Source organism: Roseovarius sp. (genome assembly GCF_040219995.1).
Lineage (GTDB): Bacteria > Pseudomonadota > Alphaproteobacteria > Rhodobacterales > Rhodobacteraceae > Roseovarius.
Map to the genome: position 1 here is coordinate 78,304 of NZ_JAVJUC010000015.1, position 14,715 is coordinate 93,018.

Genomic DNA, 14,715 nt, shown 5'->3' on the forward strand with positions numbered 1-14,715 from the left:
AATCAGACACTCAGGCAGACATATTTCATTTCGAGGTAATCCTCGATGCCGTGATGGCTGCCCTCGCGCCCGAGCCCGGATTGCTTGACCCCACCGAAGGGTGCGACCTCGGTCGAGATGATGCCGGTATTGACCCCGACGATCCCGTATTCCAGCGCCTCGGCCACCTTGTAGACCCGGCTGAGATCCTTGGCATAGAAGTAAGAGGCAAGGCCGAAGATCGTGTCATTGGCGAGGTCGATCACCTCGTCTTCATCCTCGAACTTGAAAAGCGGCGCGAGGGGACCGAAGGTCTCCTCGGTGGCGAAATCCATGTCCCGGGTCGCACCGGTGATGATGGTGGGCGGCAGGAACAGCCCGTCGGTCTCTTCGGACCCGCCGAGGATCACCGTGCCGCCCTTGGCGGTTGCATCGGCCACGTGCTCGCGCACCTTGACCAGAGCATCGGCATTGATCAGCGGGCCGAGTGATGTGCCCTCTTCCAGACCGTCGCCGACTTTCAGCTTTTCGACCGCCGCCTTGAGCTTGGCGGCGAACGCGTCATAGACGCCCGATTGCACGTAGATGCGGTTGGCACAGACGCAGGTCTGGCCGTTGTTGCGGAACTTGCACAGGATCGCGCCCTCGACGGCGGCATCGAGATCGGCGTCGTCGAAGACGATGAAGGGCGCGTTGCCGCCCAGTTCCATCGAGCATTTCATCACGCTGTCGGCGGCCTGCCGCAACAGGATGCGCCCGACCTCGGTGGAGCCGGTGAAGGTCAGCTTGCGCACGCTCGGGTTCTCGCAGAATTCCTTGCCCACCTCGGATGACCGCGACGAGGTGACGATATTGAAAACGCCCGCCGGGATGCCCGCGCGTTCCGCGAGCACGCCCATCACCGTGGCCGAGAGCGGCGTTTCCGCCGCCGGGCGCCCGACGAAGGCACAGCCCGCCGCCAGGGCAGGTGCTGCCTTGCGGGCGATCATCGCATTGGGAAAGTTCCACGGCGTGATTGAGGCGGCAACGCCGATCGGCTGCTTGAGCACCATGATCCGCTTGTCGCGCTGATGGCCGGGGATCATCTCGCCATAGATGCGCTTGGCCTCTTCGCCGAAGAACTCGATGAAGGACGCGCCATAGGCCACCTCGCCCGTGGCCTCGGCCAGCGGCTTGCCCTGTTCGGCGGTCAGGATCACGCCCAGATCGTGCTGATTCTGCATCATCAGATCGAAGAACTTGCGCAGCACGGCGGCGCGTTCCTTGCCGGTCCACTTGGCCCAATCCTTTTGTGCCGCCTCGGCCTCGGCGATGGCGCGGGCCACCTGCGCCCGGCTGAGATCGGCGACATGGGCGATCACGTCGCCACGCGCGGGATTGGTGACTTCGAACGTGCCATTGTCGCCATCCACCCATTGCCCGCCGATATAGGCCTTCTCCGCCAGCAGGCTGGGGTCGTTGAGCAGGGATTTCAGGTCGGTCGTTGTCATGGCGGTGTCCTCCGGGCGTGTCTTTTGGTCTCGTCATGACAGACCAGCTTGGGCTAGGAATGTCTAGGGCCAGATAAGGGAGATCACGCCGTGGAACTGGACGATGCCTATGCCAATGTCCCGCATATTCCGGGCGGGGCGCAATATCCCGCGCGCTGGACCGTCGCCGCAGAGGCGTTTCGCGCGCGGCTAGGCGCGGAGCGGCGTGCGGAACTCGGCCTGCCCTATGGCAAGGGCGCGCGTCAGGCGTTCGATCTCTTTCACCCCAAGGGCACGGCGCAGGGCCTCGTGGTTTTCGTGCATGGCGGCTATTGGCTGCGGTTCGACCGGTCCTTCTGGTCGCATCTGGCCGCCGGGCCGCTGGCGCGGGGCTGGGCGGTGGCGATGCCGTCCTATGATCTCTGCCCCGAGGTACGGATCGCCGATATCACACGGCAGATCAGCCTCGCCGTGACGGTGGCGGCGGCGCGGGTCGATGGGCGAATTGCGATTGCCGGGCATTCGGCAGGCGGGCATCTGGTGACGCGCATGGCGGTGCCGGGGGTCTTGCCGGCCGAGGTGGCCGCTAGGCTCAGCCATGTCATGCCGATCTCGCCGGTGTCGGACTTGCGGCCACTTCTGCAAACCACGATGAACGAGCAGTTCCGATTGGACATGGCGGCAGCCGAGGCCGAAAGCCCGGTCCTGATGCGCCCCCTGCCCGTGCCGGTCACGGTCTGGGTCGGGGCCGAGGAGCGACCGGTGTTTCTGGATCAGGCGCGGTGGCTGGCCGAAGCCTGGGGGGCCGGGCACGAGGTGGCACGGGGACGGCACCATTTCGACGTGATCGAGGCGCTGGAAGATCCGGCGAGCCGGATGGTCGGGCAGTTGCTGGGGTGACAGGCGCGCGCCATCCCTCGTGCCCGAAACGGCCCGATGCCGCAAAACGTGATGCGCCTCATCACAAAGGCTGAATTGACCAGCCGTTCAATTGCCGTAATCTGCGCGAGAACCGCGCGAGGCCCTCATGCAAAAATCCGCCCCTCTCATCACGCCTGTCCTGATCGCGGGCTGCACGATCATCCTGATCTCCTTTGCGATCCGCGCCTCTTTCGGGGTGTTCCAGATCCCGATTGCGTCGGAGTTCAACTGGCCACGCGCGGAGTTCTCGCTCGCTATCGCGATCCAGAACCTCGCCTGGGGAATCGGCCAGCCAATTTTCGGGGCACTGGCCGAGAAACTCGGGGACCAAAAGGCGATCATCCTCGGGGCGCTGACCTATGCGGCCGGGCTGGTGCTGTCGTCCTTCGCGGTCACGCCCGAGGCGCATCAGCTTTATGAGATCCTCGTGGGCTTTGGCATCGCGGGCACCGGCTTTGGTGTGATCCTCGCGGTGGTGGGGCGCGCAAGCTCTGACGAGAATCGCTCGATGAGCCTCGCCATCGCGACCGCCGCCGGCTCGGCGGGGCAGGTTTTCGGCGCGCCGGTGGCAGAGTTCATGCTGTCGGCGATGACATGGCAGAGCGTGTTCCTGGTCTTTGCCGCCGTGATCCTGGCGGTGCTGGCGATGCTGCCGATGATGCGCGCGCCCGAGCCGGTGGATCGCAGCGTGATCGAGGAATCGATGGGCACGATCCTGCGCCGTGCGTTCCGCGATCCGTCCTATACGCTGATTTTCCTTGGGTTTTTCAGCTGCGGCTATCAGTTGGGCTTTATCACCGCGCATTTCCCGGCTTTTGTGACCGAGATGTGCGGCCCGATCCTGCCCGGCGGCGCGCTGCACAACATCGGGATCACCACCACCTCGGCGCTTGGTGCGGTGGCGATCTCGCTCATTGGTCTCGCCAATATCGCGGGCACGCTGACGGCGGGGTGGCTGGGCCATCGCTATTCCAAGAAGAACCTGCTGGCGGGCATCTATCTGGGGCGCACCCTGATTGCGGCGGCCTTCATCCTGACGCCGATCACGCCCGCCACGGTGCTCTTGTTCTCGGTATCGATGGGGGCGCTGTGGCTGGCGACGGTGCCGCTCACCTCTGGCCTGATCGCGCAGATCTACGGGCTGCGCTACATGGGCACGCTCTACGGGATCGTGTTCTTCTCGCACCAGCTTGGCAGCTTTATGGGCGTCTGGCTGGGTGGCAAGCTCTATGACCTGCACGGCGATTACACCGTGGTATGGTGGGTCGGCGTGGGCGTCGGCGCGTTCTCGGCCATCGTGCATCTGCCGGTGAAGGAACGGCGGTTGCAGGCGGCCTAGTCGCGCATCAGGTCGCGCATCGCGTGCAACAATTCGTCTGTGTGGGTGTAGGTCAGACCGTGGCCCGCCCCCTCGATCACCTCTTGTCGGGCATTGCGATTGATCTGGGCAAGCCGCCCCATGGCACTGAGCGGTATGATCTCGTCCTCGCGCCCCCAGATGGCCAGGACGGGCAGGCCGGCCTCGGCGATATCAACGTGCGCCTCGGCCAGATCCTCGGACAGCATACCGCTCATCGAGCGTTCGATTGCGGGCACGAAGCCACGATATTTCAGCTCGTCCTGTTGCAGATCAACGATGTCTTCGACACTGCTGGGCAGATCGCGCTCGGCCTCGGTGCCTTGGCGAAATACGCGCGGGAAGATCGCGCGCATGAGCCAGCTGCTGACCATGTTGCCACGCGCCACCAGCCGCGCCATCGGGCCCAGATCATGGCCAAGCCCTGCCGGGGCGATCAGCACGATCTGGCGCAGGCGCTCAGGATAAAGGGCCGCAAAGGCGGTGCTGATGGCCCCGCCCATGGAATACCCCAAAAGGGTGATGTCACCGCCAATACCCTGATCTTCCAGTAATTCCTCAAGTTGGGTGACGAAAAAGGCGCTGTCCTGCGGACCGTCGGGCCGGTCGCTGTAACCGCGCCCGTAGAGGTCGTAGATCAGCACGCGAAAGCCCATTGCCCCCAGCCCCTGCGCCACCCCGTACCAGACGAAGGAGGGCGTGGTCAGCCCATGCACGCAGACCGCGACCGGGCCGCGCGCAGCCCCCATCCAGCGGTAATGCGTGACACCGCGCGAGAGCGTGGCGAAGGCGCCGGGCGCATGGCGGCGGGCGGTGTCGTCCATCTCGGGCTTGGACATCTCGCGCAGAAAGGGTGCTGCGGCAAGCAGCCCGACGGCAAGCGCCAGAAGCCCGAGCCAGATCATGCTGCCGCCCGCCAGGCATCGAGGATGTAACGGCTGGTCATCAGGTCGAGATGCGCGCCGCCGCCGTTCTTGAAGAGGGTGATTTCGTCGTCACTTTGCCGGTGAAATTTCTCGCGCTCATAGTAATCCGCCAACAGATGGTCGCGGGTGATCGCGCCGGTTTCCAGCGGGATCTTGATCTCGCCGATATGGCCCACCGTGGTCTCAAAGCTGTCGACGAAGACCCGCGCGCGGCGCAGGGCCTCATCATCGACCTCGCGCATGTCGGGGCGGTAGGCGCCGATCAGGTCGATATGCTGGCCGGGCTGGAACCAGTCCCCCTTGATCAGCGGATCGGTGGACATGGTGGCAGAGGTGACGATATCGGCGGCGCGCACGGCGGCCTCCAGATCATCGGCCACGGCCATGCCGTCACACTCTGCCGCCATGGTTTCAGCATTGGCGCGGGTGCGGTTCCAGATGGTAAAGCGCGCCTTGGGGAAGGCCGCAGAATAGGCCTGCCAGAGCGAGCGACCCACCGTACCCGCCCCAACTATAAGGATATTTTCGCTGTCAGCCCGCGCCAGACGGGTGGCGGCATAGAGGCTGTCGCCGGCGGTTTTCCATTTGGTGACAAGGTGAAAATCGACCAGCGCCGAGAGCGTCCCGTTGGCGTCATCATAGAGGTTGACCGCGCCGTTGATCATCGGATCGCCCTTGGCGGGATTGCCCGGAAAGATCGTCGCGCATTTGACCGCGATGCCCATCCCGTCGATCCAGGCGGAGCGGTTCAGGAGCGTGTCCTTGCCGCGATAGAGGAAGGTGTCGGCGATCTCGGCGCGGGGCAGATCGTGCCCGGCTTGCAACGCCGCACAGAGACCCAGCCAGTCGAGATGCGCCTCGCCTTCAGCGAATGGAATGATCGTCAGGCTCATCTTTTCCTCCTCTGTATCGCGTCGGTATCACGTCGGTTTAGCGTCGGTATCGGTTTGTCTTGGGTGTCAGCCTCGCATCCTTCACCGACTCGCGCCACACCAGATAGAGACCGGAGCCGACGATGAGGGCAATTCCGATCCAGGCGGTGGCATCGGGCCATGTGCCGAACACCGTCACCCCCCACATGATCGCCATCGGCATGGCGACATATTCGAACGGTGCGGCAAAGGCGGCCTCGGACAGGCGGTAGGCCTGAGAAATGAACAGGCCGCCCAGCATGCCGGAGATGCCCAGCATGGCGAGGATCGGGTAATCCCCGACCGGCGGCCAGACCCAGGCGCGAAAGAGGAACTCCAGCGACGGGTGCCCCGACCCGGCAAAGCGCCCGTCGCCCAGCCCCAGCCCGATCATGCTGCTGGCGATGAGAAAGGTGAGCTGGATATAGAAGGCCATGGTGGGCGCAGATTCGGTGCCGCCGATCTTGCGGGTGAGCATGTGCAGCGTGGCGTAGAGAAATGCCGCCACGATGGGCAGCAACGAGGCCAGTTGAAAGGCCGAGGTGCCCGGCTTGACGATCACCAGAACGCCGACGAAGCCCACGACGATGGCGGCCCAGCGGCGGGGGCCGACCACCTCTTTCAGGAAGATCACCGAAAAGACGGTGATGACCAGCGGTGAGACGAAGAAGATCGCGGTGGCGTCGGCGATGGGAAGGGCGGCCAGTCCAAGGAACAGGCACATGTTGGCCGACACCACGCAAAGCCCCCGGATCAGGTGCACCACGGGACGCCGCGTGCGCAAAAGGCGCGGGCCACCGGCGAACGGCATGACGAAGCAGGTGAACGCCGTCAGCCCGACCAGCGCGCGAATGAACACCACCTGATGCAGGGCATAGGCATCCGAGAGGAACTTGATCCCCACATCGTTGATCGAGAAGCACATCACCGCCGCCAAGGCATAGGCGGCGCCGATCAGGTTGGAACGCTGAACGGTGGCGGTGGTCATGGGGATCCAAGGTTAATGTCTTTGCCTGATACATGAGACGCGGGGCTGCCGGTTGTAAACCCCTGCGGTCGTCTGTGGGTGGGTTCGGGTTGACGGCCACTACAGACCATCCGCCCCAGCTGTTACCCCGCAGGTCGTTCTACCGCGACCAGCCCCAGTTCGCGCGCCGTTGCCAGCGACAATATCCCGCTATCGAGACCACGCGCCGACTGATAGCGGCGTATCGCTGCGCGGGTGCGGGCATCCATCTGCCCCGTCACCGCCCCGCGATAGCCCCCGCGCGCGGCCAGCGCGCGCTGCACCGAGGCCGTGAAATCCGGCGTCTGCATCTCGGCGCAGGGCACCTCGAACCAGGTGGTCTTGCGCTCTTCGATGATCGCCTGTCGGGTTTCGGTCACGTAGCGTGCAGGGCGGATGACACGACCCGAGTTGTCCACCTCGGGCGGTGCGGTCTGGACCTGTTCCGTCACCGTCTCGATCACCGCCGGTGTCACGGTCTTGCCCCAGCAGGTGCCGGGGGCAGCCCCCGGCGGCGCCTCTTCCAGCCGGGTGACGAGCGCGGGTTCCGAGGGGCCGGGCAAGGAGGCCTGACACCCCGTCAGGAGCACCCCGGTCAAGATCACCAGAACGGCGGGAAAAGGATGGCGGATCATCGGCTCGGGCCTCAGAGGGGGCGGGTTTTTGCGCGAAGCTTAGCCGGTTTCGCCCGCTTGCGAAAGCGCGCAGTCCGGATCGCTCAGCCGGTCGAGCAGCGGCGAGAGATCCTCGATCAGATCGGCCACCACATGCACCACGCCGTTCTGCCGCTCCACCCGGCCGGTCACCCGCAACAGCCGCCCGGCGATGACGGCCCGGCGAAACCGCTCGAACACCTTGCGCCAGATCACCACGTTCACCACGCCGGTTTCATCCTCCAGCGTGACGAAAACCACGCCCTGCGCGGTGCCGGGGCGCTGGCGCAGCAGCACCAGCCCCGCCACCGTCACCCGCGCGCCCGGGCGCGGCGCGTCGAGCCGTGCGGCGACAACGGCAGAGGGGGGGCGCGGCAGGGGATGCGTCATGAGAACAAATATAGAACATGTAGATTTTGTCGCAACTCTTTTGCGCCAGCGTCGCAAATGAGGCTGGTCTCGGGCGGGGGGCTTGGCTAGTTAGCCCATTGACACGCGATGAAAGGGAGCATGCCGGGTATGGCCAAAATCACCTATATCGAGCACAACGGAACCCGCCACGAGGTCGAGGTCGCCAATGGCCTTACCGTGATGGAAGGCGCACGCGACAACAATATCCCCGGCATCGAGGCCGATTGCGGCGGGGCTTGTGCGTGCTCCACCTGCCATGTCTATGTCGCGCCGGACTGGGTCGAGAAACTGCCCGCCAAGGACGACATGGAAGAGGACATGCTCGATTTCGCCTATGAGCCCGATGCCGTGCGCTCGCGCCTGACCTGCCAGTTGAAGGTGAGCGACGCGCTGGACGGTCTCGTGGTGCAGATGCCCGAAAAGCAGATCTGAGCCAATGCGCGCGGCGGTCCTCATCGCCGCGCTTGGCACCACGCTCGCCACGGTGGGCGCGGCCGGTGAGGCATGGGTCAGCGCCCCCGGCGCGGGTATCGCCGCGGCACGGTTCGAGGTCCCCGACGACAGCTATCCGCATCGCATCATGGGCACCATCCCCGAGCGCCGGGTGCTGGCGGTGCGCGATGCGGCGGGCCGCGAGATACGGCTCGATCTGCGGAATGGCCCGGACCCCGCCCATGTCTTCGAGGATATCGCACCGCGCGTGGTGGATGCCGATGGCGACGGGCAGAACGATGTGGTGCTGGTCGAATCGAGCCCGCGTGAAGGCGCGCAACTGGCCGTTTACACGCTGCGCCGGGGCGATCTGGTGAAATCCGCCGCCACGCCGCATATCGGCACGCGGTTTCGCTGGCTCGCCCCCGCCGCGATTGCCGATCTCAACGGCGACGGTGTGACCGATATCGCCTATGTCGAGACGCCGCATCTGGGCAAGACCCTGCGGGTCTGGACTTGGGCCCCCGGTGGCCTCACGCAGATCGCGCATCTGCGCGGCGTGACCAATCACCGGATCGGCGACGAGGTGATCTGGGGCGGGCTGCGCGACTGCGGTCGGGGGCCAGAGATCGTGCTGGCCGATGCCGGGTTCGAGACCCTCGTGGCGGTGGGTTTCAAGGGTCCCGACCTCACCACGCGCCGCCTCGGGATCGAGGCCAGCGCCCCCGGCTTTGACCAGGCGATGTCCTGCCGCTGATTTCTTCTTGGCGAAAATACTCCGGGGGGCGCGGGGGGCTGGCCCCCCGCCCCGGTCGGAGCGCGGCAGCGATCCGAGATCCGTTCCGCCGCTCTCAACTCAGGTAATAGTTTTTCGGTTGCAATGGCGCGGGCGGGGTCTGTCCAAGATGCGGCGCGAGGCTGATCTCGATGGTGCGGCACATCGCGTCGAGCGGCAGGCCGTTCACCGTCTCGCCAAAGGGGTGCGCCAGTTCCTCGGTCACTTCGGCAAGGCCGAAGAACACGTAGGCGATCACCGCCACGAACGCAGGCGTCATCCACCCCGCCACATCCAGCAGCGCGAGCGGCACCAGCAGGCAATAGAGATAGGTCGTGCGAAACACGAGCAGCGAATAGACGTAGGGCAGCGGTGTGGCCGCGATCCGCTCGCATCCCGCCTGCGCCAGCGCGATCTGCCCCATCCGCTCGCTCAGCGCCTTGAGGCCGAACCCGTCTATCCGGCCCGCCTTGTGCCCGGCCGCGATCTCCTCGGTAATCCGGTCGAGCGCGGCACAGGGCGGATGCGCGGCCTGCGAGAAATCGTCATCGCTCCACATCTACGCCGCCTTTGACGGCCCCAGCTTGCGCAGTTGCGCGCGGTGCAGATGGATGAAGGCGAGCGCGAGCCGCAGCATGCGGTCGCGGCGCGCGGCATCGTCCGTGAAGAGCGTCGTCTCGCGGGCCAGTGCGCGCAGGTCGGCGACCAGCTGCCCCCACAGCTTGCGCGCCTCCCACCAGCGGTCATAGGCGGCGTTGTTGCGAAACCCCAGAAAGAGCGACAGCGCCACCCCGAACACCGCAAAGGGCGCGGTGCTGGTATGGGTCAGGGTCACGACATGACGGTCCACCGCCACCATGAGGACGGCGATCACCGTCACCCCGACGATGCGCGGCAAGATCTGCGGCAGGACCGATCCGCGCACCGCGAAAAGCAGCTGCAGCGTCCCCGGCGTGTCGCGCAGGATCATCCGAGCGCGCGCCAGCCGATGTCGCGGCGGCAAAACCCTTGCGGCCAGTCGATCCGGTCGACCAACCCGTAAGCGCGGTCGGCGGCCTCTTGCAGTGTCGCCCCGCGCGCGGTCAGCGCCAGAACGCGGCCGCCGCTGGCGACGAACCGGCCATCCTTGCGCGCGGTGCCTGCGTGAAACACCTGGTGAAAGCTGTCCTCGGGGGCCTCGTCCAGCCCGGTGATCACGCTGCCCTTTTCATACGCCCCCGGATAGCCATTCGCCGCCATCACCACCGTCAGCGCGTGATCTTCGGCCCAGTTGACCCGGGCTTCGTCCAGCCGCCCCTCGGCCGCCGCCTGCATCAGGTCGAGCGCCTGACCGCCCAGGCGCATCATCAGCACCTGACATTCCGGATCGCCGAAGCGGACGTTGAACTCGACCAGCCGGGGCTGCTCGTTCTCGATCATCAGCCCGACGAAAAGCACCCCCTGATAGGGCGTGCCGCGCCGCACCATTTCCGCGAGAACCGGGCGCACGATCCGGTCGAGCGCCTTTTGCGTGACCGCCTCGGTCATCACCGGCGCGGGGGAATAGGCCCCCATGCCGCCGGTATTGGGGCCGGTGTCGCCCTCGCCGACGCGCTTGTGATCCTGCGCGGTGCCGATGGGCAGGGCCGTCTCTCCGTCGCAGAGAACGAAGAACGAGGCTTCTTCTCCGGTCATGAATTCCTCGATCACCACCTCGGCCCCGGCTGCGCCAAACTCGCCGCCGAACATGTCGTCGAGCGCGGCGAGCGCCTGATCCTCGGTCTCGGCCACGATCACGCCCTTGCCTGCGGCCAGCCCGTCGGCCTTGACCACGATCGGCGCGCCTTGGGCCTGCACATAGTCCCTTGCCGCCGCGAGATCGGTGAAATGGCCATAGGCGGCCGTGGGTGCCCCCGCTGCATCGCAGATTGTCTTGGTGAAACTCTTGGAGGCCTCGAGCCGCGCCGCCTCGGCGCCGGGGCCAAAGACCAGCAGACCCGCCTCGCGCAGCCGGTCGGCCACGCCTGCGGCCAGCGGGGCCTCGGGGCCGATGATCACGAAATCAATCGCCTCGGCCTCGCAAAACCCGGCCACGAAACCCCCGTCGAGAATATCCAGCGTGGCGCAATCCGCGATTTCGGCGATCCCGGCATTGCCGGGGGCCACGATCAGCCGGTCGCATTTGGGGTTCTGCAACGCGGCCCATGCGATGCTGTGTTCACGGCCACCGCCGCCGAGGATCAGGATATTCATCTGTTACAAAGCTCCTGTTTTCTGGCCCCTGTAGTCGCTCGGCCCGAGGCTGGCAAGGCCGACGCCGACGCTCTGCAACGCATGAGACGCAATATGAAGAGGAGATCGCGATGATGCAGACACGCTATCTTGTAACCAAAGTGCCCGAATCGGATGGCTGCCATTTCCTGCATAGCGAAAATTGCCAGGTCCTGCCGGAACTGGAGATGCAGGATCTGGGCCAATTCGAGACCTGCGCCCCGGCCATGGAACAGGCGGCTGAGATCTACGCGCCGCTGAACGCTTGTGCTCTGTGCTGCTCGGACTGTTACATCAAGACCGGCGACAGCGCAGCCTGAGGCGCAACCACGCTCCCGCATCGCTCTTTCCTCTGATGCACGGCTCGCATAGTCTGCGGCCAGGACAAGCGAGGTGCGCATGGATCTTCTGGAAGACACGCCCGGCGAGAACGCCCCGGAATTCTCGGTCTCTGACCTGTCGGGCGCGATCAAGCGGGTGATCGAGGGCGAGTTCAGCCACGTCCGGGTGCGCGGCGAATTGGGGCGGATATCAAGGCCCCGCTCGGGCCATATCTATCTTGACCTCAAGGATGACCGCGCGGTTCTGTCCGGGGTGATCTGGAAGGGCGTGGCGACGCGCCTCTCGGTGCAGCCCGAGGAAGGGATGGAAGTGGTGGCCACCGGGCGGCTGACCACCTTCCCCGGACAGTCGCGCTATCAGATCGTGATCGAGGATATCAAACCTGCGGGCATGGGTGCGTTGATGGCGATGCTGGAAAAGCGCAAGGCGGCACTCGCAGCCGAGGGGCTGTTTGCAGCCGAGCGCAAGCGGCCCCTGCCCTACCTGCCCGAGATCATCGGTGTCGTCACCTCACCCTCGGGCGCGGTCATTCGCGACATCCTGCACCGGCTGCGCGAGCGGTTTCCGCGCAAGGTGCTGATCTGGCCGGTCGCCGTGCAGGGCGAGCGTTGCGCGCCCGAGGTGGTGAATGCGATTCGCGGGTTCAACGCGCTGAGCCCCGGCGGGGCCTTGCCGCGCCCGGATCTGATCATCGTCGCGCGCGGGGGCGGGTCGGTCGAGGATCTGTGGGGCTTCAACGACGAGGCAGTGGTGCGCGCCGCCGCCGAGAGTGACATTCCGCTGATCTCTGCAGTGGGGCACGAGACCGACACGACGCTGATTGATTACGCCTCGGACAAGCGCGCGCCGACGCCGACGGCGGCGGCGGAACTGGCGGTGCCGGTGCGGCTTGATCTGCTGGCCTGGCTTGACAATCAGGCGGCGCGGCTCAGCCATGCGCAGAGCCAGTCCATTGGTTTGCGCGGTCAGCGGCTACGCGATCTGGCGCGCGCCCTGCCGCGCGTCGAGACCTTGCTGGAGGCCCCGCGCCAGAGGTTCGACACATGGTCGGATCGCCTGCCCGCGGCACTCATCCGCTCGGTGCAGGTGCGGCGCGTGGCGCTGTCGGATGCGGCCGGCGCGCTGCGTCCGTCGCTGTTGCGGCGTGCGGTCGAAGGCGACCGGCAGCGTCTTGCGAACACCGCCGCGCGGCTCAATATCCACGCGCTGACGCGGGATATTGACCAAAAGAGGCGCGAGTTGGATCGGATGACAGCGCGGTTTTCAGATGCCGCAGGGCGGCAGACCAAAGGCTGGCGCGAGCGGATCGACGCGCTTGACCGGCTGCGCGAGACGCTGGGCTACAAGGCGACATTGCGGCGCGGCTATGCGGTGGTGCGCGGCGATGGCGCGCTTGTGACCACGCGCGACGCGGCGGCGGCGGCCAAGGCGCTGGAGATCGAATTCGCCGACGGGGTTCTGAGCGTTGGCGATACCGCGAACCCCGCTCGCAAGGCGCCCAAGCCGAAAGAGCCACCCAAGGGGCAAGGCAGTTTGTTCTGAGGGGAAAGGACGCGGACTTGCACAGGCAGGCCGCGCAAAAGCGCCCCACCCGGTCACGATGCGCCGTCAGGTGGTGGAGTGCCCGGCAGCCCGCACCGCGCGTTCCAGTGCCTCGAGAAAGCGCGAGCGGTCGGCCTTGGTGAAGCCCTTGCCGCCGCCCTGGCGGAACGGGTCGGCGGCGCGCAGATCGGCCATGAGATCGCGGGTGGCGAGCACATTGCCGATATTGGCCGCCGTCAGCGCCTCGCCATTGTGCTTGAGCACCTGCGCCCCGGCCTCGACGCATCTTGCAGCCAATGGAATATCCCCGGTGATCACCACATCGCCCGGCCCCGCGCGTTCGGCGATCCACATGTCGGCCACGTCGGGACCGTCGGGCACGATCACCGTCTCGACCAGCGGATTGCGCGAGGGGCGCAAGCCGCCGTTGGAGACGATGAACATCCGCAGCCCGTGCCGGGTGCCCACCCGCTCGACCTCGTCCTTGACGGGGCAGGCATCGGCGTCGGCGTAGAGGCTCACGCGCTCTTGGCCTTCTTGCCGCCCTGCTTGACCTTGTATTCCTCGGGGATCGGCATCCGGTTGAACGCGTCCAGACCGGCGATCTTGTAGGCCTCGGCCAGCGTCGGGTAGTTGAAGGTGTTCTGCACGAAGTAATCCACCGTGCCCTTGAGGTTGAGCACCGCCTGCGCGATGTGGATCAGTTCCGTCGCCCCCTCGCCCACGATCTGCACCCCGAGCACCCGGCGAGTCTTGAGCGAGAAGAGCATCTTCAAGAGCCCATGTTCCAACCCCATGATATGGCCGCGCGAGGTTTCGCGGAAACGGGCGACGCCGACCTCGTAGGGGATGCCGCGCTCCTGCATTTCCTCTTCGGACATGCCGCAGGTGGAAATCTCGGGGACCGAATAGATGCCATAGGGGAACCACGGGCTTTCGGGCAATGTCGGCGTGTCGAGCGCGTCGCAGGCGGCGACGCGGCCCTGCTGCATCGAGGTCGACGCGAGCGAGGGATGCCCGATCACGTCCCCCGCCGCGTAGATATGCGGCACGGCGGTCTGATAGGTCTTGCGATCCACCTCGAGCCGCCCGCGATGGTCGGTTTCCAGCCCGGCGGCAGCAAGGTTGAGCTTGTCCGTCGCCCCCATCCGTCCGGCGGCGAAAAGCAGCATCTCGGCGCGCACGTGGCGGCCATTGGCAAGGCTCACCTCCACATGTTTGCCTGCATCCTCGATCTTGTCGATGGCAGAGCCGAGCCGCAGGTCGACGCCGTTTTCGAGGATCTGATGGGTGAAATCCCGGATGATCGCGCGGTCGATGAAATCGAGGAAGGTCTCGCGCGGCTCGATCAGCGTGACCCGCACGTCGAGCGCCGAGAACATGGTGGCGTATTCCACCCCGATCACGCCCGCACCGACCACGATCAGGCTGCGCGGGATCTGCCCGAGTTCGAGAAACTCGTCACTGTCGACCACGGTGCTGCCGTTGAAGGGCACGGTGTCGGGGCGATAGGTCTTGGTGCCGGTCGAGATCAGGAACCGGTCGGCGGTGAGGCGCGTGACCTCGCCCGCCTCGGTCGCGACCTCGACGGTATGGGCGTCGGTGAAGCGCGCCACGCCGTTGAGCGTATCGACATGGTTGCGGTTAAACTGATGTTCCAGCACGTCGACCTCGTAGTCGAGCGTCTTGTGCAGGCGCATCTTGAGGTCCTGCGCCTCGATGTCCTCCTTCACCCGGTAGG

At 65.9% G+C, this 14,715-nt stretch carries 15 protein-coding genes and 1 pseudogene; 6 read left to right on the forward strand and 10 right to left on the reverse strand.

Annotated elements, in window-relative coordinates; all coding sequences use genetic code 11:
• Window positions 1-2: 2 nt before the first annotated feature.
• Window positions 3-1,469, reverse strand: a complete 1,467-nt coding sequence (locus RID11_RS09150) for an NAD-dependent succinate-semialdehyde dehydrogenase (protein ID WP_350137979.1) — start codon at window positions 1,467-1,469, stop codon at window positions 3-5.
• A gap of 90 nt (window positions 1,470-1,559) precedes the next feature.
• Here RID11_RS09150 and RID11_RS09155 point away from each other — a divergent pair, with 90 nt between their 5' ends.
• Both RID11_RS09155 and RID11_RS09160 read left to right on the forward strand, forming a co-directional pair.
• Entirely contained in the window at window positions 1,560-2,348 is a 789-nt protein-coding gene (locus tag RID11_RS09155; protein ID WP_350137982.1) for a hormone-sensitive lipase, read from the forward strand.
• A 127-nt stretch (window positions 2,349-2,475) separates the two neighbouring features.
• Window positions 2,476-3,708, forward strand: coding sequence for an MFS transporter (locus RID11_RS09160; RefSeq protein WP_350137984.1), 1,233 nt, complete (start codon window positions 2,476-2,478; stop codon window positions 3,706-3,708).
• Here the strand turns inward: RID11_RS09160 and RID11_RS09165 are convergent.
• The 5 genes from RID11_RS09165 to RID11_RS09185 all read right to left on the reverse strand — a co-directional run bounded on the left by RID11_RS09165 (window position 3,705) and on the right by RID11_RS09185 (window position 7,612).
• The gene (locus RID11_RS09165; protein WP_350137986.1) at window positions 3,705-4,631 is read right to left on the reverse strand and encodes an alpha/beta fold hydrolase; all 927 of its coding nucleotides are present in this window, start codon (window positions 4,629-4,631) and stop codon (window positions 3,705-3,707) included. The genes RID11_RS09160 and RID11_RS09165 overlap by 4 nt on opposite strands.
• Window positions 4,628-5,545 carry an ornithine cyclodeaminase family protein gene (locus RID11_RS09170; protein ID WP_350137988.1) on the reverse strand — a complete coding sequence of 306 codons (918 nt, stop codon included), beginning with the start codon at window positions 5,543-5,545 and terminating at the stop codon, window positions 4,628-4,630. Before RID11_RS09170 ends, RID11_RS09165 begins: the two co-directional genes overlap by 4 nt.
• Before the next feature lie 37 nt (window positions 5,546-5,582).
• Window positions 5,583-6,551, reverse strand: a complete 969-nt coding sequence (locus RID11_RS09175) for a DMT family transporter (RefSeq protein WP_350137991.1) — start codon at window positions 6,549-6,551, stop codon at window positions 5,583-5,585.
• Between the two features lie 122 nt (window positions 6,552-6,673).
• Complete coding sequence (locus tag RID11_RS09180; protein WP_350137994.1) at window positions 6,674-7,204, reverse strand: peptidoglycan-binding domain-containing protein; 531 nt, start codon at window positions 7,202-7,204, stop codon at window positions 6,674-6,676.
• A 39-nt stretch (window positions 7,205-7,243) separates the two neighbouring features.
• The gene (locus tag RID11_RS09185; RefSeq protein ID WP_350137997.1) at window positions 7,244-7,612 is read right to left on the reverse strand and encodes an OB-fold nucleic acid binding domain-containing protein; all 369 of its coding nucleotides are present in this window, start codon (window positions 7,610-7,612) and stop codon (window positions 7,244-7,246) included.
• Between the two features lie 129 nt (window positions 7,613-7,741).
• Here RID11_RS09185 and RID11_RS09190 point away from each other — a divergent pair, with 129 nt between their 5' ends.
• Window positions 7,742-8,065, forward strand: coding sequence for a 2Fe-2S iron-sulfur cluster-binding protein (locus RID11_RS09190; protein ID WP_050662369.1), 324 nt, complete (start codon window positions 7,742-7,744; stop codon window positions 8,063-8,065).
• A 4-nt stretch (window positions 8,066-8,069) separates the two neighbouring features.
• A complete protein-coding gene (locus tag RID11_RS09195) occupies window positions 8,070-8,822 on the forward strand; it encodes an FG-GAP repeat domain-containing protein (RefSeq protein WP_350138001.1) in 753 nt (250 codons plus the stop codon).
• A 94-nt stretch (window positions 8,823-8,916) separates the two neighbouring features.
• Here RID11_RS09195 and RID11_RS09200 read toward each other — a convergent pair.
• Both RID11_RS09200 and purD read right to left on the reverse strand, forming a co-directional pair.
• A pseudogene (locus tag RID11_RS09200) lies at window positions 8,917-9,810 on the reverse strand (bestrophin family protein).
• Window positions 9,807-11,072: a phosphoribosylamine--glycine ligase gene (gene purD / locus RID11_RS09205; protein WP_350138003.1), complete on the reverse strand. Its 1,266-nt coding sequence runs from the start codon at window positions 11,070-11,072 to the stop codon at window positions 9,807-9,809. Before purD ends, RID11_RS09200 begins: the two are co-directional and overlap by 4 nt.
• A gap of 110 nt (window positions 11,073-11,182) precedes the next feature.
• On the opposite strand from purD, the gene RID11_RS09210 reads away from it, so the two are divergent.
• Window positions 11,183-11,410 (forward strand): hypothetical protein, encoded by a 228-nt coding sequence (locus RID11_RS09210; protein ID WP_350138005.1) that lies wholly within the window; start codon window positions 11,183-11,185, stop codon window positions 11,408-11,410.
• 79 nt (window positions 11,411-11,489) lie between these two features.
• Window positions 11,490-12,974, forward strand: a complete 1,485-nt coding sequence (gene xseA, locus RID11_RS09215) for an exodeoxyribonuclease VII large subunit (protein WP_350138008.1) — start codon at window positions 11,490-11,492, stop codon at window positions 12,972-12,974.
• Between the two features lie 66 nt (window positions 12,975-13,040).
• Here xseA and RID11_RS09220 read toward each other — a convergent pair whose 3' ends face one another.
• Both RID11_RS09220 and sthA read right to left on the reverse strand, forming a co-directional pair.
• A complete protein-coding gene (locus RID11_RS09220; protein ID WP_350138011.1) occupies window positions 13,041-13,496 on the reverse strand; it encodes a YaiI/YqxD family protein in 456 nt (151 codons plus the stop codon).
• Window positions 13,493-14,715: Si-specific NAD(P)(+) transhydrogenase (sthA, locus tag RID11_RS09225; RefSeq protein WP_350138014.1), on the reverse strand; the 1,223-nt coding region annotated here is incomplete at its 5' end. The genes sthA and RID11_RS09220, both read right to left, overlap by 4 nt.

Coding starts and splice junctions, on each gene's coding strand:
- RID11_RS09150 (WP_350137979.1), bottom strand. CDS start 1,469: ATGACAACGACCGACCTGAAATCCCTGCTCAACGACCCCAGCCTGCTG.
- RID11_RS09160 (WP_350137984.1), top strand. CDS start 2,476: ATGCAAAAATCCGCCCCTCTCATCACGCCTGTCCTGATCGCGGGCTGC.
- RID11_RS09165 (WP_350137986.1), bottom strand. CDS start 4,631: ATGATCTGGCTCGGGCTTCTGGCGCTTGCCGTCGGGCTGCTTGCCGCA.
- RID11_RS09170 (WP_350137988.1), bottom strand. CDS start 5,545: ATGAGCCTGACGATCATTCCATTCGCTGAAGGCGAGGCGCATCTCGAC.
- RID11_RS09175 (WP_350137991.1), bottom strand. CDS start 6,551: ATGACCACCGCCACCGTTCAGCGTTCCAACCTGATCGGCGCCGCCTAT.
- RID11_RS09180 (WP_350137994.1), bottom strand. CDS start 7,204: ATGATCCGCCATCCTTTTCCCGCCGTTCTGGTGATCTTGACCGGGGTG.
- RID11_RS09185 (WP_350137997.1), bottom strand. CDS start 7,612: ATGACGCATCCCCTGCCGCGCCCCCCCTCTGCCGTTGTCGCCGCACGG.
- RID11_RS09190 (WP_050662369.1), top strand. CDS start 7,742: ATGGCCAAAATCACCTATATCGAGCACAACGGAACCCGCCACGAGGTC.
- RID11_RS09195 (WP_350138001.1), top strand. CDS start 8,070: ATGCGCGCGGCGGTCCTCATCGCCGCGCTTGGCACCACGCTCGCCACG.
- purD (WP_350138003.1), bottom strand. CDS start 11,072: ATGAATATCCTGATCCTCGGCGGCGGTGGCCGTGAACACAGCATCGCA.
- RID11_RS09210 (WP_350138005.1), top strand. CDS start 11,183: ATGATGCAGACACGCTATCTTGTAACCAAAGTGCCCGAATCGGATGGC.
- xseA (WP_350138008.1), top strand. CDS start 11,490: ATGGATCTTCTGGAAGACACGCCCGGCGAGAACGCCCCGGAATTCTCG.